The organism is Micromonospora sp. MP36, from assembly GCF_008119785.1.
Lineage (GTDB): Bacteria > Actinomycetota > Actinomycetes > Mycobacteriales > Micromonosporaceae > Micromonospora.
Genome location: NZ_VSFA01000004.1, coordinates 106,327 through 128,934, shown reverse-complemented (window position 1 = coordinate 128,934; position 22,608 = coordinate 106,327). Strand labels below are relative to the sequence as shown.

At 72.7% G+C, this 22,608-nt stretch carries 22 protein-coding genes, 1 tRNA gene and 2 pseudogenes; 11 read left to right on the top strand and 14 right to left on the bottom strand.

What is annotated here, in order from left to right:
• Nucleotides 1-52 precede the first annotated feature (52 nt).
• Nucleotides 53-925, top strand: a complete 873-nt coding sequence (locus FXF52_RS07040; RefSeq protein ID WP_148794601.1) for a carbohydrate kinase family protein — start codon at nt 53-55, stop codon at nt 923-925.
• Nucleotides 926-931: 6 nt separating this feature from the next.
• Here FXF52_RS07040 and FXF52_RS07035 read toward each other — a convergent pair whose 3' ends face one another.
• Nucleotides 932-1,453, bottom strand: a complete 522-nt coding sequence (locus FXF52_RS07035; RefSeq protein ID WP_148794599.1) for a DinB family protein — start codon at nt 1,451-1,453, stop codon at nt 932-934.
• A gap of 83 nt (nt 1,454-1,536) precedes the next feature.
• Between FXF52_RS07035 and FXF52_RS07030 the strand changes: the two genes are divergently transcribed.
• The gene (locus tag FXF52_RS07030; protein ID WP_148794597.1) at nt 1,537-1,743 is read left to right on the top strand and encodes a hypothetical protein; all 207 of its coding nucleotides are present in this window, start codon (nt 1,537-1,539) and stop codon (nt 1,741-1,743) included.
• 79 nt (nt 1,744-1,822) lie between these two features.
• Here FXF52_RS07030 and FXF52_RS07025 read toward each other — a convergent pair whose 3' ends face one another.
• Together FXF52_RS07025 and FXF52_RS07020 are read right to left on the bottom strand one after the other, a co-directional pair.
• Entirely contained in the window at nt 1,823-2,974 is a 1,152-nt protein-coding gene (locus FXF52_RS07025; protein ID WP_148794595.1) for a polysaccharide pyruvyl transferase family protein, read from the bottom strand.
• A 70-nt stretch (nt 2,975-3,044) separates the two neighbouring features.
• A complete protein-coding gene (locus FXF52_RS07020; RefSeq protein WP_148794593.1) occupies nt 3,045-3,620 on the bottom strand; it encodes a TetR/AcrR family transcriptional regulator in 576 nt (191 codons plus the stop codon).
• A 90-nt stretch (nt 3,621-3,710) separates the two neighbouring features.
• On the opposite strand from FXF52_RS07020, the gene FXF52_RS07015 reads away from it, so the two are divergent.
• The 4 genes from FXF52_RS07015 to FXF52_RS07000 all read left to right on the top strand — a co-directional run bounded on the left by FXF52_RS07015 (nt 3,711) and on the right by FXF52_RS07000 (nt 7,294).
• Nucleotides 3,711-4,292, top strand: coding sequence for a dihydrofolate reductase family protein (locus FXF52_RS07015; RefSeq protein WP_148794591.1), 582 nt, complete (start codon nt 3,711-3,713; stop codon nt 4,290-4,292).
• Nucleotides 4,293-4,333: 41 nt separating this feature from the next.
• A complete protein-coding gene (locus tag FXF52_RS07010) occupies nt 4,334-5,269 on the top strand; it encodes a phosphotransferase family protein (RefSeq protein WP_148794589.1) in 936 nt (311 codons plus the stop codon).
• A 136-nt stretch (nt 5,270-5,405) separates the two neighbouring features.
• Nucleotides 5,406-5,909 carry a SigE family RNA polymerase sigma factor gene (locus FXF52_RS07005; protein ID WP_148794587.1) on the top strand — a complete coding sequence of 168 codons (504 nt, stop codon included), beginning with the start codon at nt 5,406-5,408 and terminating at the stop codon, nt 5,907-5,909.
• Nucleotides 5,906-7,294: a hypothetical protein gene (locus tag FXF52_RS07000; RefSeq protein ID WP_148794585.1), complete on the top strand. Its 1,389-nt coding sequence runs from the start codon at nt 5,906-5,908 to the stop codon at nt 7,292-7,294. Before FXF52_RS07005 ends, FXF52_RS07000 begins: the two co-directional genes overlap by 4 nt.
• On the opposite strand, the gene FXF52_RS06995 is transcribed toward FXF52_RS07000, so the two are convergent.
• The 3 genes from FXF52_RS06995 to FXF52_RS06985 all read right to left on the bottom strand — a co-directional run bounded on the left by FXF52_RS06995 (nt 7,266) and on the right by FXF52_RS06985 (nt 11,270).
• Entirely contained in the window at nt 7,266-8,063 is a 798-nt protein-coding gene (locus FXF52_RS06995) for an alpha/beta fold hydrolase (protein ID WP_148794583.1), read from the bottom strand. The two genes, FXF52_RS07000 and FXF52_RS06995, sit on opposite strands and share 29 nt — an antisense overlap.
• A 126-nt stretch (nt 8,064-8,189) precedes the next feature.
• Entirely contained in the window at nt 8,190-9,680 is a 1,491-nt protein-coding gene (locus FXF52_RS06990; protein WP_148794581.1) for an NCS2 family permease, read from the bottom strand.
• 255 nt (nt 9,681-9,935) lie between these two features.
• Nucleotides 9,936-11,270 (bottom strand): low temperature requirement protein A, encoded by a 1,335-nt coding sequence (locus FXF52_RS06985; RefSeq protein ID WP_148794578.1) that lies wholly within the window; start codon nt 11,268-11,270, stop codon nt 9,936-9,938.
• 149 nt (nt 11,271-11,419) lie between these two features.
• Here FXF52_RS06985 and FXF52_RS06980 point away from each other — a divergent pair, with 149 nt between their 5' ends.
• From FXF52_RS06980 to FXF52_RS41515, 3 genes are all read left to right on the top strand, one after another.
• Nucleotides 11,420-12,145 carry a hypothetical protein gene (locus tag FXF52_RS06980; protein WP_148794576.1) on the top strand — a complete coding sequence of 242 codons (726 nt, stop codon included), beginning with the start codon at nt 11,420-11,422 and terminating at the stop codon, nt 12,143-12,145.
• On the top strand, nt 12,142-12,504 hold the full coding sequence (locus FXF52_RS06975; RefSeq protein WP_148794574.1) for a transcriptional regulator: 363 nt from the start codon (nt 12,142-12,144) through the stop codon (nt 12,502-12,504). Before FXF52_RS06980 ends, FXF52_RS06975 begins: the two co-directional genes overlap by 4 nt.
• Before the next feature lie 180 nt (nt 12,505-12,684).
• Nucleotides 12,685-12,855, top strand: a complete 171-nt coding sequence (locus tag FXF52_RS41515; RefSeq protein WP_187413360.1) for a hypothetical protein — start codon at nt 12,685-12,687, stop codon at nt 12,853-12,855.
• Nucleotides 12,856-13,001: 146 nt separating this feature from the next.
• Here the strand turns inward: FXF52_RS41515 and FXF52_RS06965 are convergent.
• The 6 genes and pseudogenes from FXF52_RS06965 to FXF52_RS06945 all read right to left on the bottom strand — a co-directional run bounded on the left by FXF52_RS06965 (nt 13,002) and on the right by FXF52_RS06945 (nt 17,488).
• Nucleotides 13,002-13,076, bottom strand: a tRNA-Val gene (locus tag FXF52_RS06965).
• 83 nt (nt 13,077-13,159) lie between these two features.
• Nucleotides 13,160-13,627 carry a peroxiredoxin gene (locus FXF52_RS06960; protein WP_148794573.1) on the bottom strand — a complete coding sequence of 156 codons (468 nt, stop codon included), beginning with the start codon at nt 13,625-13,627 and terminating at the stop codon, nt 13,160-13,162.
• 78 nt (nt 13,628-13,705) lie between these two features.
• The gene (locus tag FXF52_RS06955) at nt 13,706-14,143 is read right to left on the bottom strand and encodes a DUF3052 domain-containing protein (protein WP_148794571.1); all 438 of its coding nucleotides are present in this window, start codon (nt 14,141-14,143) and stop codon (nt 13,706-13,708) included.
• A 111-nt stretch (nt 14,144-14,254) separates the two neighbouring features.
• Nucleotides 14,255-16,219 (bottom strand): annotated as a pseudogene (locus FXF52_RS06950) (thiamine pyrophosphate-dependent enzyme); the annotation flags it as partial.
• A gap of 240 nt (nt 16,220-16,459) precedes the next feature.
• A pseudogene (locus tag FXF52_RS43995) lies at nt 16,460-16,954 on the bottom strand (transketolase); the annotation flags it as partial.
• 51 nt (nt 16,955-17,005) lie between these two features.
• A complete protein-coding gene (locus FXF52_RS06945) occupies nt 17,006-17,488 on the bottom strand; it encodes a MarR family winged helix-turn-helix transcriptional regulator (RefSeq protein WP_148794566.1) in 483 nt (160 codons plus the stop codon).
• Nucleotides 17,489-17,581: 93 nt separating this feature from the next.
• On the opposite strand from FXF52_RS06945, the gene FXF52_RS06940 reads away from it, so the two are divergent.
• A complete protein-coding gene (locus FXF52_RS06940) occupies nt 17,582-18,169 on the top strand; it encodes an NADPH-dependent FMN reductase (RefSeq protein WP_148794564.1) in 588 nt (195 codons plus the stop codon).
• 107 nt (nt 18,170-18,276) lie between these two features.
• Here FXF52_RS06940 and FXF52_RS06935 read toward each other — a convergent pair whose 3' ends face one another.
• Nucleotides 18,277-18,681 carry a YjbQ family protein gene (locus FXF52_RS06935; RefSeq protein ID WP_148794562.1) on the bottom strand — a complete coding sequence of 135 codons (405 nt, stop codon included), beginning with the start codon at nt 18,679-18,681 and terminating at the stop codon, nt 18,277-18,279.
• A gap of 194 nt (nt 18,682-18,875) precedes the next feature.
• Between FXF52_RS06935 and aceE the strand changes: the two genes are divergently transcribed.
• Complete coding sequence (gene aceE / locus FXF52_RS06930; protein ID WP_148794560.1) at nt 18,876-21,620, top strand: pyruvate dehydrogenase (acetyl-transferring), homodimeric type; 2,745 nt, start codon at nt 18,876-18,878, stop codon at nt 21,618-21,620.
• Between the two features lie 198 nt (nt 21,621-21,818).
• Here the strand turns inward: aceE and FXF52_RS06925 are convergent, their stop codons facing one another.
• Complete coding sequence (locus FXF52_RS06925) at nt 21,819-22,520, bottom strand: MBL fold metallo-hydrolase (RefSeq protein WP_148794558.1); 702 nt, start codon at nt 22,518-22,520, stop codon at nt 21,819-21,821.
• Between the last annotated feature and the right edge of the window lie 88 nt (nt 22,521-22,608).

Sequence of the window (22,608 nt, the reverse complement as noted above, 5' to 3'; positions counted from 1 at the left end):
CGACGACGCCCGGGGCCAGGATAGGCGCTCGCGGCGCACTACCCTCGTCGCCATGGTCGATCTGCTTGTGATCGGTGGCCTGGGCGTCGACGTCCGTGCCCAGGTGCCCGCGCTTCCGCTGCCCGCCGCCGACTCGCTGACGGTGCCGCCGATCGAGCTGCGGATCGGCAACACCGGGGCCGGGGTGGCGCTCGCCGCGCATGCCCTGGGCCTGCGGGTGGCGCTGGTGGACGTGCTGGGCGCCGACCCGGCCGGCGACGTGGTCCGGGCCGCGCTGGCGCGCACCTCGGTACGGGCCGTGCTGGCCGAGGCGCCGGGCGGCACCCGCCGGTCGGTCAACCTGGTCGACCCGGCCGGCCGCCGGATGTCCCTCTACGACCCGCGTCCGTGGTCCGGGCCGGCGCCGTTCACCTCGGCGGAGCTGGCCGCGCTGGTCCGGGACGCCCGGCACGTGCATGTGTCGATCATGGACTGGGCGCGGGACGGGCTGCCGGCGCTGCGCGCGGGCCTCGGAGCCGGCGTGACGCTCTCCACCGATCTGCATGACTGGGACGGCGAGAACGACTACCACCGGCCCTTCGCCGACGCCGCCGACCTGGTCTTTTTGAGCGACGTGCGGCTCGGCGAGCGGGCCGGGAAGGTGGCGGCGGGGCTGGCGCCCCGGACCGTGCTGGTGACCGGCGGGGCGGCCGGCGCGACGCTGCACAGGCCGGACACCCCACCGGTGCGGGTGCCCGCCGCAGCCCCGCCCGCCCCGGTGGTGGACACCAACGGCGCGGGTGACGCCTTCGCGGCCGGCCTGATCGCCGCCCGGCTGCGCGACGCGTCCCCGCTCGACGCGGCCCGGTACGCCGCCCGGGTGGCCGCCGCCGCCTGCACCCACGACGGGATGGAGTATCCAGCCGGCCTGCTGCCCCGGGACTGACGCCGGTCAGATCGCCCCGGTCTCGCCGTCGGTCAGCTCGCGCAGGATGTCGGCGTGGCCGGCGTGCCGGGCGGTCTCCTCGATCAGGTGCACCAGCACCCAGCGCAGCGACACCTCGCCGAGCTGCGGGTGCGGGACCACGTGGTCCAGCGCGAACCGCGCGGCGACCGCCCGGGACCGGGCGCAGGCGGCCTGGTACGCGGCGGCGAGCGCGGCTACGGTCTCGCCGGGTTCGAGGGTGAAGCTGGCCACCGCCTCCTCCTCGCTGGTGAGGTAGACGTCCCCCGGCTCGGGCGCGAACAGACAGGGGAGCCAGTTCCGCTCCACCAAGGCCAGGTGTTTGAGCAGCCCGGCGAGGGTGGTGAGGGACGGCACCAGGCGCCGGCTCGCGTCGGCGTCGGAGAGGCCCCGCACCTTGCGCAGCACGATGGCCCGGTGGAAGTCGAGGAACGATTCGAGCACGGCCCGCTCGTCGCCCGTGCGGGCGAGGACCGGACCGAACGTGGGGTCGATCGTCGTGTCCGCCATCTTCGGACCCTAGTGCCGCAGCGGGCCGGTCCGCTGCCCCGCTATCCCCTGCGGCGCGGCGATCTCCCGGGCAGGATGGGCGTATGGCAGGAGCGGTGCAGATCCCCCTGGTGGGTGGCGTGGCCGACGGCGAGACCGTCACCGTCGAGCTGGACGACAACGGTCGGCCGCCGCTGACCCACCACCACCTCGGCCCCGAGGGGCTGGCCGAGGCGGAGATCTACGAGCTGGAGTCGGACGACCACCGCGGCCGCCCGTGGATCTACACCTGGCGCGGGCCGGCACTCTGACCCGCTCCCGGGTCGGCCCCGCCGCCGGTCGCGGCTGACCCGCTCCCGGGTCGGCCCGTCGCCGGTCGCGCCCGCCGGCTCACTGGATGCCGGCCTGGGTCAGGGTCCGCGACCGGATGCTGTCCAGCACTCCCCGGGTGACCTGGGAGGTGCCCCGGGCCTGCTCGCACACCTCGGCCACTCGGCGCGCGGTCTCGTCGGCCCGGGCCTCCCGCTCGTCCCACAGCTGGTCCACCTCGGCCAGCAACGGGCCCTCCACCTCGCGTTCCACGCCGCGCAGCGCCGGCACCCCGAGCCGTTGGGCCAGGTCGAAGACCTTTCCCGCGTACGGCAGGGGCAGGAACGGCGTGCCGACCATGGCGGCGAAGATCAGGAAGTGCAGCCGCATGCCGACGGCGAGGTCCAAGTGGCGCATCATGCCCAGGATCTGTCGCGGCGAGTAGTCGCCGTGCAGGATCCGGCCCCGCTCCGACGCGGTCATGTGCGACATCACGCCGTGCGAGTGCCGGATGTCGTCGCGTTCCATCGGCACGAAGAGCACGTACGCGTCGATCCGGTGCACCAGGAAGTCGGCGATCTGGGCGAGTAGCCGGTGGTAGCCGTCGACGTCGAGGCGTTCGGCGGCCCGGCCCGGCTCCCGGACGCTCAACCCGACCAGCCGCTTGCCGCCCGGGACACCCTCCTCGCGCAGCCAGCTCTCCGGGAAGTCCTCCGGTTCCAGCAGGAACGCCGGGTCGGCGGTGACCGTAATGGGGTTCAGCAGCCCGGTCTCCTCCAGCACCATCCGGGACTCCTGGTCCCGCACGGTCACCTCGATGGCCCCGGCCAGGGTCTCCCGCACCATCCCGGTGTCGATGCCGTCGCTGAGCGGGCCCACCCCGACCGCGTAGGTGAGCAGTGGCAGGCCCCGCTCCTGGGCCACCCGCACCACCCGCAGATAGCGACGGGCCTCGCGGTTGTAGAGGATCCCGCCGCCGCCGAGGATGAGCAGGTCGAGCTCGGCCAGCAGCACCGTCGAGTCGGCGCGGCTGACCCCTTCCCAGGGCACCGCCTCCACGTCGGGATGGGCCAGCGCGGTGTGCGCCGGGTTCCGGGAGAACACGATGATCCGCGCTCTCGGCTCAAGCTGCCGCAGATCGGACAACAGGCCGGTGAGGATCGCCTCGTCGCCGAGGTTGCGACCGCCGTACGAGCCGAGCACGCCGATGGTCAGTGTCGGGGCATCCGTCATCCGTCGCTCCTCCCCAGGGGCGTCCCGCCCGGGTTTCCCGCTGCGCCCATGGGCACACCTGCGACGGCGGTCAGCCGGCGGCGCCGAACAGCCGGGGGACCAGGGCGGACACCACCTGGTCGACGTCGAAGCCGGCGTCGATCGACGTGGTGAGCAGGTCGAGCAGGAGCCCGTCCACCGCGTAGTGCAGCAGGGCCACCTCGAAGGCGCCGCCGGGCAGCCCGGCCGCGACGTGGAAGGCCACGTCGTCGGCGTACCCCCGGCGGAGCACGTCGCCCAGCGCGCGCCGCAGCTCGGGCCGGCGGGACGCCTCCAGCCGAAGCTCGAACAGGGCCCGGGTGAGGTCCGGCTCGCGCGTGGTGCGCTCGACGATGTACCGCAGGTAGTCGGTCACCAGGGCGAGGGACGGCTCGCGCCGGCCGAGGTCGGCCAGCACGGCCGGGTCGGGCGCCATCCGTTCGAAGATCCGCTCGGCGAGCCCGGCCAGCAGGGCGGCCCGGGACGGGAAGTAGTTCGAGGCGGTGCCGGTCGGCACGCCCGCCTCGGCGTCGACCGCGCGGTGGGTCAACCCGCGGGCGCCGGCCGCGGCGAGCACGCGCAGCCCGGCGTCGGCGAGGAGCATGCGGCGTTCCGGATTTCTGGCCACGCCGACACCCTAGCAATAACCACAACAGGTGTAGTAGATTCTTGCTCAACCACGACGGCCGTCGTGGTTGAGCCGAACATCGGAGCAGGTTTGCGCAAGCTCGTGTACTACGTCGCCGCCACCCTCGACGGCTTCATCGCCGCCCCCGACGGGTCGTTCGACTTCTTTCCGCTGGTGCCGGAGCCGGACGTGCTGGCCCACCTGGTCGCCGAATGGCCCCAGACCTTCCCCACGTTCGCCCATCCCCAGTTCGGCATCGAGTCGCCGCAGGGCCGCTTCGACGCCCTGGTGATGGGCCGCGGCACCTACGACCCCGGGCTGAAGCTCGGCGTCACCAGCCCATACGCCCACCTGAAGCAGTACGTCTTCTCCCGTTCGCTGCCCCCGTCCGACGACCCGCAGGTCGAGATCGTCGACGGTGACCCGGTGGCCTTCGTCCGCGAGCTGAAGCAGCAGCCCGGCGGGGACGTCTGGCTCTGCGGCGGCGGGCAGCTCGCCGGCCAACTCCTCGGCGAGGTGGACGAGCTGGTGATCAAGCTGAACCCGATCGTGGCCGGCAGCGGCATCAAGCTGGCCGACCGGGGCTTCGAGCCACACCGGTTCACCCTGGTCGAGGCACGCCCCTTCGACAGTGGCGTCGTCGTCCTCCGGTACGCCGCTCCGGCACGGTAATCGGCTTGCCCGCGCCGGGCGCCTGGCCGCACGGTGGGAGCGTGACGCTCGCGACGAACCGCCGGATCCACTGGACGGATCTGCCCGACCGGGTCCGGGCCGCGGTGGAGGAGATCCTCGGTGACCGGGTGGTGGAGGCCGTCTCCCAGTCGGGCGGCTTCTCGCCCGGCACCGCCGACCGGGTGCGTACCGCCGGCGGCCGGCGAGCCTTCGTCAAGGCGGTCAGCCCGGCGCAGAACGACCGCAGCCCGGGGCTGTACCGGGCGGAGGGCCTGATCGCTGCCGCGCTGCCGCCGGCCACGCCCGCGCCTCGGCTGCTCGGCAGCTACGACGACGGCGACTGGGTGGCGCTGGTCTTCACCGACGTGGCCGGGCGGCACCCGGTGACGCCGTGGGACGCCGCCGAGCTGCGCGCTGTGCTGTCCACCCTGGCGGCGATGGCTGCGGCGCTCACGCCGGCATCGGTCCCGGCGGCACCCACGGCCGCCGAGCAGCTCGCGCCGGACTTCGCCGGCTGGCGGCGGATCAGCGCCGACCCACCGGCCGACCTGGACCCGTGGGCCCGGGCCCGGCTGCCGGAGCTGTGCGCCGCCGCCGACCGGGGGCTGGCTGCGTTGACCGGCGAGACGCTGTGCCACCTGGACATCCGCGCCGACAACCTGCTGATCGGCGCGGACGGCACGGTCAACGTGGTCGACTGGCCGTGGGCCTGCCGCGGGCCGGCCTGGCTGGACAGCCTGATGATCCTGATCAACGTGCAGGTGTACGGCGGGCACGACCCCGAGGCGCTGCTGCGCGACCTGCCGCTCACCACCGGGGTGGACCCGGCCGACCTGACCGGCGTACTGGCCGGGTTCACCGGGTTCTTCCTCGACGGCGCCCGGCTGCCACCGCCGCCCGGCATCCCCACGGTACGGGCGTTCCAGCGCGCCCAGGGCGACGCGCTGCTGCGCTGGCTGGCCCGCCGCCTCCCCTGATCCCGCCGCAGCACCCTGATCCTCGAGCCGCGGTCTTTCCGGCGGGTCGAGTTCCTGGGCTGCCGGCGATCACCGTCGGGCTCCGCCCCAACCATTCGTGGGGCGGGGCGCGTTGGTAGGGGGCGAGGGGGTGGGCATGTCGGAGACGTTCCACGAGTTCGTGGCGCAGCGGTCGCCCGCGTTGTCACGGACGGCGTATCTGCTCACCGGGGACCACCAGCTCGCCGAGGACCTGTTGCAGAGCGCGCTGGCCCGGACGTACCGGCACTGGCGGCGGATCCGCGGCGGCGACCCGGAGGCGTACGTGCGCCGGGTCATGTACCACCAGCAGGTGTCCTGGTGGCGTCGGCGCCGGGTGGTGGAACGACTCGACCCGGAGCCGGTCGAGCGGGGCGGCGGCGATCACGGCGACAGCACGGTGCTGCGGCTCAGCCTCCTGGCCGCGCTGCACCGGCTCACCGCACGGCAGCGGGCGGTGGTGGTGCTCCGGTTCTACGAGGACCTGACCGAGGCGCAGGTGGCGGAGGCACTGGGCTGCTCACTGGGCACGGTGAAGCGGCACGGGCACGACGCCCTGCGCCGGCTCCGGGAACTCGTCCCCGACCTGGTGGAAGCGACGCCGGAGAGGAGCATCCGATGACCGTACGGCTGCGGGAGGCGCTGCGGGAGGCGGCGGACGTGCCCGCGTACCAGGTGCACGAGCGTGCGGTGCGGACCGCCCGGCGCACGCGGCAGCGGATGGCGGCGGGCGTGGCGGCGGTCCTGGTGCTGGTGGCGCTGGTGCCGCTGACCGTCCGCGGCGGTGGCGGCGGTCTGGCGCCGGCCGGCTCCGGCGGCCCGGCGCTGCCCGACCGGATCGGGCTGCCGGTGTTCGGCGCGCTGCACGCCACCGACCGGCCCCGGCTGGGCCCGGCGTCGGTGATCTTCAGCGGCCAGGCCCGTGGCCTCACCGGGCTGATCGACGAGAACGGCACCATCGGCGTCGTCGGTGCCGAGGCGGACCGTTACCGGACCTACCGGGTGGGGCACGAGGCGCCGGTCGGCGAGCAGGTGTTGCTCTCCCCCGACGGTCGACGGATCGCCGTGCCCGGCGGGACGTCCGAGCACCCGCAGGTCGATCTGGTGGACCTGGTCGACGGCCGGGTACGCCCGCTGCCCTCCCCCGTCGCCAGGAGCGTTCTCATGGAGCCGGCAGGGTGGGCACCGGACGGGAAGTCGCTGGTGGTCCGGGACGTCGTGCCGGCCAATCCGGAGGGCAGCGCATACCGGAACGTGCTCAGCCTGGTCTGGCTCGACACCGGACGCGCGGTGCGGGGGCTGGCCCAGGGCGTGCAGGTGCCCAGCTTCGGCGCCCCGGTCGCGTTCTCCCCCGACGGGGCCCGGGTGGCATACCAGATCGGCGACGAGGTCAGGGTCTCCCAAGTGGGCGGGACGGCCGACCCGATCGTCCCGGACTTCCAGCCGCTCTTCTCCTTCCGGGTGTCCAGCGACGAGGGGCTGGCTGGCAAGGGGGCCTGGCTGCCGGACGGCGGGTTGGCCCTGGTCAGCCGGGACCCGGAGAGCACCCGCTGGCGGCTGCGCCGGGTCGACCCGAGGACGGGGAAGGACCTCGGCCGGCTGGAGTTGCCCGCCGTCTCCGGCGTCACCACCATCCGGCTGCTCGGCTGGCGGCCGGACGGGTCCGCGCTGGTGGTCGCGTACCGGCCGGAGCCGAACGCGCCTGCCCGCTTCGACCAGCCGCTGGAGCTGGACCAGCGGACCGCGTACGGCCACGTGCGGTCGGTCCGGGTGCTCGCCCTGGCGCCGGGCGCCGCCACGCCCACCACCGTGCTCACCGCCCCGGAGCAGGTGCTCGCGGTCGACGTCGCCGACGACGTGGTGCGCTCCGGGCGGGTGCGGGACGCCGACCCGCCGTGGGGAGTGGGTGGCCGGTTCTGGTGGTGGGCGGGGCTGGTGGCGCTGCTACTGCTGGGGTATGTCGGGATTCGCTGGGCGGTCAGGCGGGCGCGCGCACCTCGTGGGTGAGGAACGGCAGGACCGCCTCGGGCAGCGCCGGTGACGCGACGATGTCGTAGTGGGTCAGGCCGGGCAGCACGGCCAGCCGGGACGCCGGGCGGTCGGTGCCGTCCCAGCCGGCGTCCCGGCGCCCGCCGCCGAGCAGCCCGAAGAACTCCGCCACGTGGCTGACCGGTACCGAGTCGGCGTCGGCGAAGACCAGGAGCACCGGCAGGGCGAGGGCGGCCACCTCGGCGGACCAGTCGTACTCGCGCCGCAGCAGGTCACCGGTCTTGGCCCAGAGCGTCGGCCAGTCCTGTGGGCGCGGCGCCCGGCGCAGGTAGAGCTCGTGCGGCGGGGTGCCCCGCATCTGCTCGGCGACTCGCTCGTCCTGGGCCGCCATCGCGGCCAGCACCTCCGGGTACCAGCCGCCGCGCCGGCACGGCGTGGAGACCAGCACGAGGCGGCGGACCAGGTCGGGGTGCTGGATCGCGGTACGCAGGGCCACCCCGCCGCCGAGCGAGTAGCCCATCAGCTCGGCCTGCGGCAGGCCGAGATGCCGCAGCAGCGCGGCGATGTCGTCGGCCATCGACTCGTACCGCAGGGGCCGGTCCACGTCGGCGGTGCGGCCGTGCCCCTGCAGGTCGACGCCGATCACCCGGCGGCGGGCGGCGAGGGTGGGCAGGATCGGCTGGAACATCTCCACCGCGCCGTAGCCGCCGTGCAGCAGCACCAACGGCTGGCCGGTCCCGTGCACCTCGTACCAGAGCCGCAGCCCGTTGACGTCCGCGTAGCTCATCCCGCTCCTCCCGTCATCCCGGTACCGGTACCGGTACCGGTACAACGAACGCCGCGTCCCGGAGCCGGATACGCCGCGCCCCCGCCGCCTCGGGCCAGTGGGCGGCGGGGGCGCGGTGCGGACCGGTCAGCTGACGCCGGTGACGGCCTTGACCAGGTTGATGCCGAAGTAGACCACGAACGCGGCGGAGACCGCCCACATCAGCGGGTGGACCTGGCGCGCCTTGCCCTGCGCCACCCGGATCGCCACCCAGCTCACGAAGCCGGCGCCGATGCCGTTGGTGATCGAGTAGGTGAAGGGCATGAGGGTCATGGTGAGGAACGCCGGGACCGCCACGCCCACGTCGGTGAAGTCGATGTCCTTGACCTGGCGGATCATCAGGGCGCCGACGATAACCAGCGCCGGGCCGGCGGCCTCGCTCGGCACCAGCGACACCAGCGGGGTGAGCAGCAGCGCGCCGAGGAAGAGCATGCCCGTGACCACACTGGTCAGGCCGGTACGCCCGCCGTCCGCGATGCCCGAGGACGACTCGACGTACGTGGTGGCCGAGGAGGCGCTGCCCGCGCCACCGGCGACCGCGGCGACACCGTCGACGAAGAGCACCTTGCCCAGCCGGGGCATGTCGGTGCCGTCCGCGGTGGTCAGGCCGGCCTGCTTGGCCAGGCCCACGGTCGTGCCCATCACGTCGAAGAAGTCGGCGAGCACCAGGGTGAACACCAGCAGCAGCGCCGTCATCACGCCGACGTGGGCGAACGCGCTGAACGACACGTTGCCGAGCAGGTGCAGGTCGGGCGCCTTGATCAGCGGGTCCGGCAGGGTCGGGACGTTGAGCTGCCAGCCCCCCGGGTTGGGCTTGCCGTCGACGAACGCCGGGCCGGGCTTGGCGAAGGCGTTGACGATCACCGCGACGACGGTGGTGGCCACGATGCCGATCAGGACGCCGGCCTTCACCTTCTTGGCGACCAGGATGCCGGTGACCAGCAGGCCGACCAGGAAGACGACGGTGGTCCAGCCGCGCAGCGTGCCGTCGCCCCCGAGCTGCACCGGGACGGTGGTACCGGCCGCGTCCGGCACCCGCCGGACCAGACCGCCGTCGACGAAGCCGATCATGGCGATGAACAGACCGATACCGGCGGCGATGGCCGCCTTCAGCGAGGCCGGGATGGCCCGGAAGACGGCCTTCCGGAAGCCGGTCAGCACCAGCACGGTGATGATCAGACCCTCGATGACGACCAGGCCCATCGCCTCGGCCCAGCTCATCTGGGAGGCGACCGCGTACGCGACGAACGCGTTCAAGCCCAGGCCGGTCGCCACGGCGAACGGCACCCGGCCGACGATGCCCATCATGATCGTCATGACCGCCGCGACGAGGCAGGTGACTCCGGCGACCGGCGCGATGCCGAGCAGATTGCCGTCCTTGTCGGGCGCGGTGCCGATGATCAGCGGGTTGAGCACGACGATGTACGCCATCGTCGCGAAGGTGGTGATCCCGGCGAGCACCTCCCGCTTGACGGTCGAGCCACGACGGGTGATCTCGAAGAAGCGGTCGAGGCGGTCGCGCTCGGCGGGTTCCGCCGACTCGACCGGGGCAGCAGGATCCTGCGTAGTCACGCTCATGGCGTGGCCTTACTCCGTTCCGGGTTGGCCCGCCGGACGCGCCGGCCGGGCGGTGGGGGTGCAGTCGTCCCGATTCGGTTGGCCCGGAGAACGTCGGGACGGCTGGGCTCCACGGATCCCCGTGAAGCACTAGGAAGCCGCACCCAGGTCGGGGAGCGACTTCGCACCCCTACCTTAACCGCCGGGTAACGGCAGGTGACCTGCCCCTACGCGCCGCCCGAGCAGAGGGTGGGCAAGCTCACGCCGGACCGCCGCTCAGCCGGCCTTCTCGTCCGGCTCCACGTCGTGCCAGCGGGCCCGGAAGTCGGCCTCGTGCCTCTCGTAGGTGGTCCGTTCCTCGAAGACGACCGCGAGCAGGGCTTTGCGCGCGTCGGCCATGACCACCAGCTCGACCGCCACCATCCCCACGCAGATGACCGCCAGCAGGCCCAGGGTCGCCAGCCCCGGCAGGCGCTGGGCGAGCGGGATCGCGGCCCCGAGCACGAGGACGGTGCCGACGCGTGTCCAGGAGAGGGTGCGCAGGGTGCGTGCCTGGAACAGCATGTTGCCGCACAGGTAGCCAGCTACCCCGCCAAAGAGCAGCGATACGGCGGAACCGTGGGGCGGGGGCTCGGCAAGGGGAACAGACCGGTCGGCGATCTGGCGCACGATCTCCTCGGCGCCGATGGCGAACAGGATGATGCCGGCGATCATCACCAGATGGCAGTAGCCGTAGGCGTCCCGGGCCATGGCCACCCGTGGGCGGTCCAGCGCGACGTGCTGCGCGATCCGCGCGGCCGGCGCGATCACGTCGAAATGCGCCCACCAAAGGGCGGCAGTGAAGACGACGCCGAGGACCGCCGCGACGACTGCCCGTCCGGTGACCGGTCGGCCCAGCAGGTTACCGCCCACGCCGACGGAAATGATCGACTCGCCCAGGGCGATGATGAGGATGAGGTCGTACCGCTCGGTCCAGTGCTCGGCGGAGGTCACCATCCAGCCCCACGCGCCGGCGACCAGGCCGCTGCTGTACTGGAGCACGACGACGGCCAGCCAGAGCCCGTCGCGCACCATCGCAGCCCGACCCGTGTTGTCGATGAACGGCGGGATCAGCGCGGCGCTCAGCAGCAGAGCCGTGCTGATCATCAGTTCCGGGGAATACTTCAGCAGCAGCCGGCGCTCGCCCGGCTTCTCCCGCGCGACGTGCCAGTACAGCAGCAGATGCACGCCCCGGATCACCACATAGCTGAGAGCCACGACCACCGGCCCGGCCGCCCGGTACCTCGGGTCGCCGAAGGCCTGCGGCAGGGCCAACGCGAAGGAGAAGAGCGCGGCCATCGCGACGACCATCAACGCCGGCACGAACCCCACGCCGAGCCGGACCCGCGTCGCGACCACCGTGTGGATCACCCAGACCCACCAGAGCACAGCCAGCACCAGCATCGCGTGCAGCAGGTTGGTGCCGGTGACGCTCATGGCGGTGGCCCGCGTGATGATGAAGAACGAGAAGACGAAGACCAGATCGAAGAAGACCTCGAACCGCTCGACGCGGGCGCCAGGCGCTACCGCAACGGCCGGCCCCATCCGCTCGGTCCACCGGTTGCGCCCCACCGACCGAGTCTCTCAGCAGGTGGCACTCGTGACGGCCGTTGCCGGCGCTGCCACCGGAACCGGTGCTGTCCGGGGAACAAGACCCAGGAGATTCCCTCCCCTCGACGTTTGTACTAGCGCCAATTGGTTGGCTATGGAAACCTATTGGCATGACCACTGATTCGGTACCCGCCGGCGGCGATCCCCGCCGGCTGCTGTCGGACGTACGCGCCCTCGCCCACCAGGTGCGTCGTGACCAGCGGGTGACCTGGGTCGCGCTGCTGGTGCTGGCCGTGGTGACGTTCGCGGCGATCCCCTTCGACTGGTATTCCCTCAACGTCGACTGCGGCTCCGCGAGCGCGTGGATCAAGGACGCCAACGGCGGCTCCTCGTGCCACATCACGGGTCGGGGCGCGATGTTCTACTGGCCGCCGGCGCTGCTGCTGGCGTACACGGCGATCGCCGTGTACGCCGTGCGGGTCGCCCGGGCGAGGGGGGTGGGCGTCCGGGTGCTGCCGTACGCGATCACCGGCGCCGCCCTGACCGTCTTCCTGTTCATCGTCGCGTGGGTGCTGGTGCGCGTGTACTTCGCCAGCCATCCGGCGCCGACCCACCCGTTCCCGTACTGGGTGATGTTGCTGGACCGTCTGGTCGCACCGTGGGGCACGATCGGGGTCGCGCTGCTGGTGCTGGCCCGGCTGGAGCGCAACGTCGCGCTGCTCCTGTTCACCGTCGGGTACCTGGCGGTGGTCCTGGTGCCGATCAACTTCGGCTGGCATCCCTCCTGGGGATACCGGGGGATCCTGGGGGCTTTCCTGCCGCAGCAGATCATCAACGGCACCGTGCTGCTGCTGGGCGCGGTCGGCTTCGCGCTGGCCCGCTGGCGGCGCCGGTGACCGCCGAGGCCGGGGCCCCGGACCCGCACGAGCCGTCCGCCCACCCGGTCACCGGGCTGGACGACGTGGTGCACCAGCGGGTCCGCCTCGGCATCCTCACCATCGCGCACGAGGCACGCCGGGTCGAGTTCGGCTACCTGCGCGCCCAGTTGCAACTGACCGCCGGCAACCTCTCCAAACACCTCGGCGTGCTGGAGACGGCCGGCCTGATCGAGATCGAGAAGGGCTACGAGGGCAAGCGTGGCCGCACCTGGATCACGCTCACCGCCGCCGGCAGCACCGCGCTCGCCGAAGAGATCGAACGACTGAAACTGCTCATCGCGCGGCTCGAGACCACCGACACCACGGAGGACCGATGACCACCGCACTGACCCGCCGACACCTGCTCACCGCCGCGCTCGCCACCGCGTCGCCCAGTTCTGGTCGCACCTGCACGGATGGCGGCTCAACGTGCACGCCGACGGCGCGCTCCACGGGGCGTACTGCGACCACCAGTGGCTGGTCCCGCACCGCGCGCGCTACTGGCGACGATCATCGGGATGAGCGACGAGGACCTCGCCAGCTGGGTCGGCACCCTCGACCCGGCCCGGGCGGTACGGATCCAGCAGGCGTACCCGCTCGCGTTCTTCGACCTGCACCTACGCCACCGGCGGCAGCGCCTGCTCAATGGCCCGAACCCGGCCTTCCCAGAGGTGCGGTTCGTCCCCTGACCCACTCCGAACTGATGTCAGCCGGCCACCCCGCTGCCGCCGTGACTGCCACCGGACCTCGCGAGCAAGCCACAGGTCACGCTGTCACCGCTGCTGTCATCGTCCGAGGACCTGATCTTCGGGCCAGCGTCTCCGCTGGTGGTACGTGGTGGGCGCGGCAGGTTTCGAACCTGCGACCCCTCGCTTGTAAGGCGAGTGCTCTCCCACTGAGCTACGCGCCCCGAACGCCCGTACGCCGGGCCGGAGTTCGGCAAAGCTTACCTGCCGGGCTCCGACCCGGTCGAACGGCGTATCTGGGGTGGGATCAGGCGGCGACGGCGTCGGCCAGCGCCTTGCGCCAGCCCTGCTGGTCGCGGGCCTCCCCGGGCATGTTCATCTCGGCGAACCGGACCACGCCGGCCTTGTCGATCACGAACGTGCCCCGGTTGGCGATGCCCGCGACGTCGTTGAAGACGCCGTACGCCTGGGCCACCGCGCCGTGCGGCCAGAAGTCGGCCAGCATCGGGAACTGGTAGCCCTCCCGGTCGGCCCAGATCTTGTGGCTGTAGACGGAGTCGACGCTGACGGTCAGCACCTGCACGTCGTCGTTGACGTACTCGTCGAGGTTGTCCCGCACCTCGCACAGCTCGCCCTGGCAGATGCCGGTGAAGGCGAGCGGGTAGAAGACCAGCAGCACGGTGCGCTTGCCGCGGAAGTCGGAGAGCCGGACCTCCTGGTTGTTCTGGTCCTTGAGCACGAAGTCCGGCGCCTCGGCGCCAACCTCGATGGGCATGCGAGCTCCTTGGGTCGAGTCTGGAGATGATCAGCCTGCCACACCCGGCGGCGCCGGCCGCCGGGTGCGTACGGTTGGCTACTTCTTGCTCTTCGACCCGCGCCGGAGCACGAGACGGGCGCCGCTCCAGTCCCGCCCCGCGTTGATCGTGGAGGTCTGCTGGAGGCCGGCGGTCTGCGCGCTCTCGGCCACCTCGCTCGGCTCGACGTGACCGTCCCGGCCGGCCTTGGGCGTCAGGAGCCAGACCACGCCGTTGTCGGCCAGCGGTCCGAGGGCGTCGACGAGGAGCTCGAAGAGGTCACCGTCGCCGTCGCGGTACCAGACGAGAACCGAGTCGACCACCTCGTCGGTGTCTTCGTCGACCAGATCCCCACAGCGGTCGGTCAGGGCGTCCCGGAGATCCTGGTCGACGTCATCGTCGTAGCCCATCTCCATGACGACCATCCCCGGCTCGATCCCGAACCGGTCCGCCAGGCTGCGTACCCCGTCGGCGGCCTGACCAGCGGTCGCGCTCACTGTCGCGTGCCTCCTCATCTCATCCCTGCTCGCGCCGTCGTCCGACGCCGTTCCGCCCAGTCCACACAGTTGTGGCTCGCCGCGCAAGTGGCGCACCGGGTGGAACGGAATTTACCGTGCCAGCAGCGTACGGGCACCCTCGGTAATGGCTTCCTCGGAGACCAGAACCTGACGTGCTGCCGGACCTAATGGTACAAACGAGTCAAGTCCGGCGACTCTTCGTGCCGCCCCGACGTATCCGCCGTCCACCAGGGCGGCGAGCACGCCCTCGCCCACCCCGCCGGACCGGCGGGTCTCGTCGACCACCAGCACCCGGCCCGTGGCCGACGCCTCCCGGATGATGTCCGCCACCGGCAGCGGAGCGAGCCACCGCAGGTCCACCACCCGGGTGCCGATCCCCTCGTCGGCGAGGGCGGCCGCCGCGCGCAGCGACATCCGTACGCCGTTGCCAAAGGTGATGATCGTGACGTCCTCGGCGGAGCCGACCCCGTACACCCGGGCCCGGCCGATCGGCACGTGTCCGCCGGCCCAGGCGCCCGGCGTGGCGTACTCGGCCAGCCATTCACCGTCGCCGTCGGCGTACAGGTCGCGGGTGTGGTAGAGCGCGATCGGCTCCAGGAAGACGCAGACGCTGCCGTCCACCGCCGCCGCGGCCAGGCAGGTCCGGAGCATGGGCGCGGCGTCATCCGGCCGCGCCGGCACCGCGATCACCAGCCCCGGCACGTCCCGGAGCACGGCCACCGAGTTGTCGTTGTGGAAGTGGCCGCCGAACCCCTCCTGGTACGCCAGCCCGGCCACCCGCACCACCATCGGATTGCGGAACGCCCCGCGGGAGAAGAAGCGCATGGTGGCCGCCTCGCCCCGCAGCTGGTCCTCGGCGTTGTGCAGGTACGCCAGGTACTGGATCTCCGGCACCGGCAGCATCCCGGCCACGCCGGCGCCCAGCCCGAGCCCGAGGATCGAGGTCTCGTCGAGCAGCGTGTCGAAGACCCGGGCCGGGCCGAACCGGTCCCGCAGCCCCTTCGTCACCCCGTACACCCCGCCCTTGGCGGCGACGTCCTCGCCGAAGACGGCCATCCCGGGGTGGTCCAGCATCCCGTCGGTGAGCGCCGCGTTGATGCTCTGCGCCAGGGTGAGCGGCCCGGCCAGCTCCGGCAACCTGCCGCCGAACGCCTCGGCCCGGGCGCCCGCGCGAGGCCCGGCCGCCCGGTCCGCCGCCTCGGCCACCGCGCGCGAGATCCGTACCGGCCGGCGGGGGGCCAGCTCCGCCACCACCTCGACCGGCGACGCCAGCTTCGGCTCGTCGAGTACCTCCTCGGCGAGCCGGCGGATCTGCCAGCCGCGCTCGTCGTACCGGGCTAGCAGCTCCTCGCCGGTGGCGTAGCCCGCTGCCACCAGCAGCCGGGCGGTGGCCAGCAGGGGGTCCCGCGCCACGTCCGCGGCGATCTCGGCCGGGCTCCGGTACGCGGTCTCCGCGTCGGCCCCGGCATGCCCCATCAGCCGTACGGTGCTCAGGTGCAGCACGGCCGGCCGCCGGTGCCGGCGCACCCAGGCGGCCGCCTCCCCCGCCACCCGGTACGCCTCGACCGGATCGGTGCCGTCGGCGACGAAGTAGCGGATCCCCGGCTTGGCCCGCAGGGTGGCGGCCACCCAGCCCTGCGGGGAGCGGACGCTGATGCCGAGCCCGTTGTCCTCGCACACGAAGAGGACCGGGATGCGCAGCCCGGTGTGGTCGTACCAGCCGGCGGTGTTGAACGCGGCCGTGGCGGTGGCGTGGTTGACCGAGGCGTCGCCGAACGAGCAGACCACGATGGCGTCCGGCGGCCACGGCGAACCGGTGGCGGTGTCCCCGCCGGCCTCGGCCGGCGACCCGGGCACCCGCCGGCCGCCGACCCGACGCAGCCGCTCCAGGGCGAGCCCCATGCCGACCGCCCGGGGCAGGTGGGACGCGATGGTCGAGGTGGTCGGGATGACCGCGAGATCCGCCCGGCCGAACACCTTGTGCCGGCCCCCGGCGATCGGCTCCTGCGCCGAGGCGACCATCCCGCGCAGCACGTCCCGCGCCGCCACCGCGTACGCGTCGTCGGGATCCGGCGCGGGCAGCGCCGGCCGGCCGGCGGCCACGACCACCCCGGCCTGGGCGGGTGCCGGGCGACCGGTGGCCTCCGGGTGCTCGCCGGGCCCGGTGGGTACGCCGGCGGCCGGCTCGGGCCCGACCGCGTCGGGTACGGCGTCGGGCGAGGTCTCCGGGCCACCGGTCGGGAGCGCGGTCGACGGGGCAGACGTCCCGATCTCCGTGGCGTCCTCGGCGGAGTCCCCGTCCCCCGTCCCGGCGTCGGACGTGTCGGCCGCGCGCCGGGGTTCGGGTATCCGTGCCGCCGCGGGGGCCTGCGCGCCGGGCTCCGCATCCTCGGGATCGTCGTCGCCGGCCGCCTCGGCGCCGGCGGGCCCATCAGGGAAGCCGCCTGCCGCCTGGGCGGCGCGCAGGCAGTAGAAGGCCCCGGACCGGTAGTGCAGCAGGGCGGGATCGGTCGGCCGCAGGGCGGCGGCCACGGCGGCGTTGCCCTCGTGGCCCGCCGAGCCGATGGTGTAGTACCCCTCGCCGAAGCTGCGCAGCCACCGTCCGGCGAGGTCCAGCAGGCGGCTGGTCACCTGGGCGTCGAAGAGGGCCAGCACCTGCGCTCCGGTCAGCGACGCGCCGTCGGGCAGCGGTTCGCCCAGGTCACGCCGCCGGGCGGGCGCGTCGAGCGCGGCCAGGGCCGCCCGGAAGCGGTCGTCGAGATCTTGCGGGGTGGTCACGTCGGACAGCATTACCGACGGAGGGCCAGGTCGCCCAGCCGGACACGTTCCGCCTGGCTGGGATCAGACCTCGCCGCACTGCTCCGGGCAGCCGCCGTCGGAGACCTTCCAGACCAGCTCGCGCAGGGTGGCCAGCTCTGCGGTGCTGAGCCCGCCGAGGAGTCGGGAGTCCGACATCACCTGGCGCACCCGGTCCCGGACGCGTCGGCCCGCCTCGGTGACCACCAGCGTCTTCTGCCGCCGGTCGGCCGGGTCGACCCGGCGCTCCACCAGCCCGGCCTGCTCCAGCTTGTCGACCAGGGCGGTGACGTTGGAGCGGTCGCAGCCCAACTGCTCGGCCAGGTCGCGGCCGGGCAGCGGACGGTCGGGGTCGAGCTCGTGCAGGGCCCGGGCGGCGGCCGGGGTGAGCCCCAGCGCGGCGATCTCCTCGTCCTGGTAGTGCCGCATCGCCGCGGCGATGTGCAGGATTCGGCGCACGGTGTCCCCGGCCAGGCCGGAGCGGTCGCCCGCGGCCGGGCCGGCGGTGGAGACGAAGGGTTGCGCCATACCTCACATCGTACTTGCGAACCAATAGTGGAGGTGCTCAACTATTGACCGGCTCACGCAAGTCGTGTCGAGTTCCGTCACTGGAGGCGCAACATGTCCGAATTCTCTGTCCTGGCCCTTGCCGGCAGCCTGCGCGAGGCGTCGTTCAACACCGCCCTCATCCGGGCGGCGCAGCGGCTCGCGCCCGCGGGCATGACCATCGAGCGATACCGCGACCTCGGCGCCATCCCGCCGTTCAACGAGGACGTCGAGCCGGCCCCGCCGGCCGCCGTGGTGGACCTGCGGGAGCGGATCGCCGCCGCGGACGCCCTGCTCATCGCCACTCCGGAGTACAACTACGGGGTGCCCGGCGTACTCAAGAACGCCCTCGACTGGGCCTCCCGGCCGAGCTTCCCGATCACCTCGTGGGTCTCCCCGCTCGCCCACAAGCCGATCGCCATCGTCGGGGCCGCCCCGACCGGGATGGGCACCGTCCGGGCCCAGCTCCAGCTCCGCCAACTCTTCCTCTGGACCGACTCCGCCGTGGTCACCAAGCCGGAGATCATCGTGACCAACGCCCACGAGAAGCTCGCCCAGGACGGCACGGTCAAGGACGAGACCACGGAGACCCTGCTCCGCACCCTGCTCGACGCCCTGGCCACCAAGATCCGCGTCACCCAGCTGGCGGCCACCGCCGCCTGACCCGGATTCCCTCCCGAGCACCCGGATTCACGGAAAGAGTGGCCAGTCCGCGCCGGATGGCCACTCTTTCCGTGAAAGCGGGCCCCGCGCTGGCGCGGGGGTCCGGGTCAGCCGGGGAGGAAGGAGAAGCGGACCTTGCGGGTGGGGTTGTCGCCGTTGGTGTCGACCAGGCAGAGGGACTGCCAGGTGCCGAGCGCCAGCCGCCCGCCGAGCACCGGCAGGGTCGCGTACGGGGGGACGAAGGCCGGCAGCACGTGGTCCCGGCCGTGCCCGGGCGAGCCGTGCCGGTGCCGCCAGCGGTCGTCGGTGGGAAGCAGGTCGTCCAGCGCGCGCAGCAGGTCGTCGTCGGAGCCGGAGCCGGTCTCGATGAGGGCCAGCCCGGCGGTGGCGTGCGGCACGAAGACGTGCAGCAGCCCGTCCCCCTGGCCAGAGACGAATCGCTCGGCCTCGGCGGTGATATCCCGGACGGTCGGCCGGGACCCGGTCTGGACGCTGATCTCCTCACTCCGCATACGGCGCATTCTGCCGCAGCCGCCCGGAGCGCGCCGCGAACCGCGCAGCACTAGCGCAGGCGCCGGTAGCGCCAAGTTACTGGCGGGTACCTGTGTTCAGCGTCGCGTCTGGGGGAGGGAGACGTGACGACATGCGCCACGAGGGGGCAGGATGGCGCTAGAGACCTATCCCACACAGAACCGAGGGAACGCCTGTGGCTACGGAACGCAAGCGCCCGGTGATCACCGCTGGTCTGCCGAGCCAGCTTCCGGACATCGACCCTGAAGAGACCAGCGAATGGGTCGAGTCACTCGACGGTGTCATCGACGAGCGCGGGACAAAGCGCGCCCGCTACGTCATGCTGCGCCTGCTGGAGCGGGCCCGCGAGCGCCAGGTCGGGGTGCCGTCCCTGACCACCACCGATTACATCAACACCATCCCGCCGGAGCGCGAGCCGTGGTTCCCGGGTGACGAGCACATCGAGCGGCGGATCCGGGCGTACATCCGGTGGAACGCCGCCATGCTGGTGCACCGGGCCCAGCGCCCGGAGATCGGCGTGGGCGGCCACATCTCCACCTTCGCCAGCTCCGCGTCGCTCTACGAGGTGGGCTTCAACCACTTCTTCCGGGGCAAGGACCACCCGGGCGGCGGCGACCAGATCTTCTACCAGGGCCACGCCTCCCCCGGCATGTACGCGCGGGCCTTCATGGAGGGCCGGCTCAGCGAGGACCAGCTCGACGGCTTCCGCCAGGAGCTGTCGCACCCGGGCGGTGGGCTGCCGTCGTACCCGCACCCGCGGCTGATGCCGGACTTCTGGGAGTTCCCCACCGTCTCGATGGGTCTCGGCCCGATCAACGCGGTCTACCAGGCCCGATTCAACCGCTACCTGCACCACCGCGGCATCAAGGACACCTCCCAGCAGCACGTCTGGGCGTTCCTCGGCGACGGAGAGATGGACGAGGTGGAGTCGCTCGGCGCGATCGGCGTGGCCGCCCGCGAGGAGCTGGACAACCTCACCTTCGTGATCAACTGCAACCTGCAGCGGCTGGACGGCCCGGTCCGCGGCAACGGCAAGGTCATGCAGGAGCTGGAGGCGTTCTTCCGGGGCGCCGGCTGGAACGTGATCAAGGTGGTCTGGGGCCGGGAGTGGGACCCGCTGCTCGCGGCGGACACCGACGGCGCCCTGGTCAACCTCATGAACACCACGCCCGACGGCGACTACCAGACCTACAAGGCGGAGTCCGGGGCGTACGTGCGGGAGCACTTCTTCGGCCGCGACCCGCGGACCCGCAAGATGGTCGAGCACCTCAGCGACGACGAGATCTGGAACCTCAAGCGGGGTGGCCACGACTACCGCAAGCTCTACGCGGCCTACAAGGCGGCGATGGAGCACACCGGCCAGCCGACGGTGATCCTGGCCAAGACCATCAAGGGCTGGACGCTGGGCTCGCACTTCGAGGCCCGCAACGCCACCCACCAGATGAAGAAGCTGACGCTGGAGGACCTGAAGCTCTTCCGCGACCGGCTCTACCTGGACATCCCGGACAAGCAGCTGGAGGAGAACCCCTACCTCCCGCCGTACTACCACCCGGGTGCGAAGTCCGAGGAGATCGAGTACCTGCACGAGCGGCGGAAGCAGCTCGGCGGCTACCTGCCGACCCGCCGGACCGCCGGCAAGGTCCTGCAGATCCCGGGCAGCGAGCGCTTCTCCGACGTCAAGCGCGGCTCGGGCAAGCAGAAGGTCGCCACCACCATGGCCTTCGTCCGCCTGCTCAAGGACGTGATGAAGGACAAGGAGTTCGGCAAGCGCTGGGTGCCGATCATCCCGGACGAGGCCCGCACCTTCGGCATGGACTCGCTCTTCCCGACCGCGAAGATCTACTCGCCGCATGGCCAGCGCTACACCTCGGTGGACCGGGAGCTGTTCCTGTCCTACAAGGAGGCCACCGGCGGCCAGATCCTGCACGAGGGGATCAACGAGGCCGGCTCGGTCGCCTCGTTCACCGCGGCCGGCACCTCGTACGCCACCCACGGCGAGCCGATGATCCCGATGTACATGTTCTACTCGATGTTCGGGTTCCAGCGGACCGCCGACGGGCTGTGGGCCGCGGCCGACCAGATGGCGCGGGGCTTCCTGCTCGGCGCGACCGCCGGCCGGACCACGCTCAACGGTGAGGGCCTCCAGCACGAGGACGGCCACTCGCTGCTGATCGCCGCCACCAACCCGGCGGTCGTCGCCTACGACCCGGCGTTCGCGTACGAGATCGCGCACATCGTGGAGAACGGCCTGCACCGGATGTACGGCGAGGCGCAGGAGAACGTCTTCTACTACCTCACCGTCTACAACGAGCCGATTTTCCAGCCGGCCGAGCCGCAGGGCGTGGACGTCGAGGGCATCCTCAAGGGCATCTACCGCTACTCGCCCGCCCCGCAGGTCGGCGGGGACGCGCCGAAGGCGAACATCCTCGCCTCCGGCACGGGCATGCAGTGGGCGCTCAAGGCGCAGCAGCTGCTCGCCGAGGACTGGGGGGTGGCCGCCGACGTCTGGTCGGTGACCTCCTGGACCGAGCTGCGCCGGGACGCGGTGGAGTGCGAGGAGCACAACCTGCTCAACCCGGGCGCGGAGCAGCGGGTGCCGTACATCCAGCGGAAGCTGGCCGACGCCGAGGGGCCCAAGGTCGCGGTCAGCGACTGGATGCGCGCGGTACCGGACCTGATCGCCCGCTGGGTACCCGGCGACTACACCTCGCTCGGCACCGACGGCTTCGGCATGTCGGACACCCGGCACGCGCTGCGCCGCCACTTCCACGTGGACGCCGAGTCGGTGGCCGTCGCGACGCTGCGCCAGCTCGCCCTCCGCGGCGCGGTGCCGGCCCACGTGCCGGCCGAGGCCGCCAGCAAGTACGCGCTGGAGGACGTCAACGCCGCCCCGGTCGGCGAGACCGGCGGCGACAGCTGACCCATCCGGCACGAAGGGCCCGGCGCGGGTGCGCCGGGCCCTTCGTCGTTCGTCGGGTCCCTCTCCCGGGACTCGTCCGGCCGCCGTTCGCGATCGCGCTCTATCCCGGATGTAGTGGCCTCAGCCGCACCCGGGATGCCACTACCTCGTCTAAACAGCACGATCTTGCCAGCGCGGGCACGCGCCGGGACCGGGGCGTCAGTCCTCGGCGAGCGTGCCGGCCGCCGCTCGAAGGCGATCGCCGGCGCCGCCGAGGACCGGCTCGCCGTGACCGAAGCAGGCCAGGTCGACGTCGAGGGCCGCCAGGCGGCGGAAGGACTCCGCGGCCCGGGCCCGGTCGACGTGGAAGACCCCGAAGATCACCTCACCGCCGTACTCGGCGGCCACGTCGCCGGTGAAGAGCAGCCGGTGCCGGGGCAGGTGTAGCGCCACACTGCCGTCGGTGTGCCCGGGCGTACCCACCACCTCGGCGCCGCCGCCGAAGTCGAGCAGGTCCCGGTCGGTCACCTCCCGGTCGACCCGCACGGGCGGGGCCGGGGGCAGCCCGGCGGCGACCCGGGCGTGCAGGTCCCGCTCGGCCTCGGTGAAGGCGGGCGGCGGGCCGGGCCGCTCGCCGCGGAGCACCGGCGCGTCGGCGGCATGGGCCACCACCTCCACGTCGCCCCAGGCGGCGACCTCGGCGGCCGCCCCGGCATGGTCGTCGTGGAAGTGGGTGAGCACCACCCGGCGCAGGTCGGCGCGGCCGAGGCCGAGGTCGCGTAGCGAAGCCTCGATCGCCGGCCCCGACCCGGCCGGCCCGGTGTCGACCAGCGTGACGCCGTCGTCGTCGAGCCAGAGGTACGCCTGGAAGGCGCCGAGGAGGAGCCGGTACAGCCGGGGGTGGAGCCGTTCGCTGCTCATCGGGCCAGACTAGGCGTCACGGTGGGCCGGCGGCCCGCCCATCTGCCACGGGCAGAAGCGCCCCGACGACCCGGTTTCGGCGCGCTCG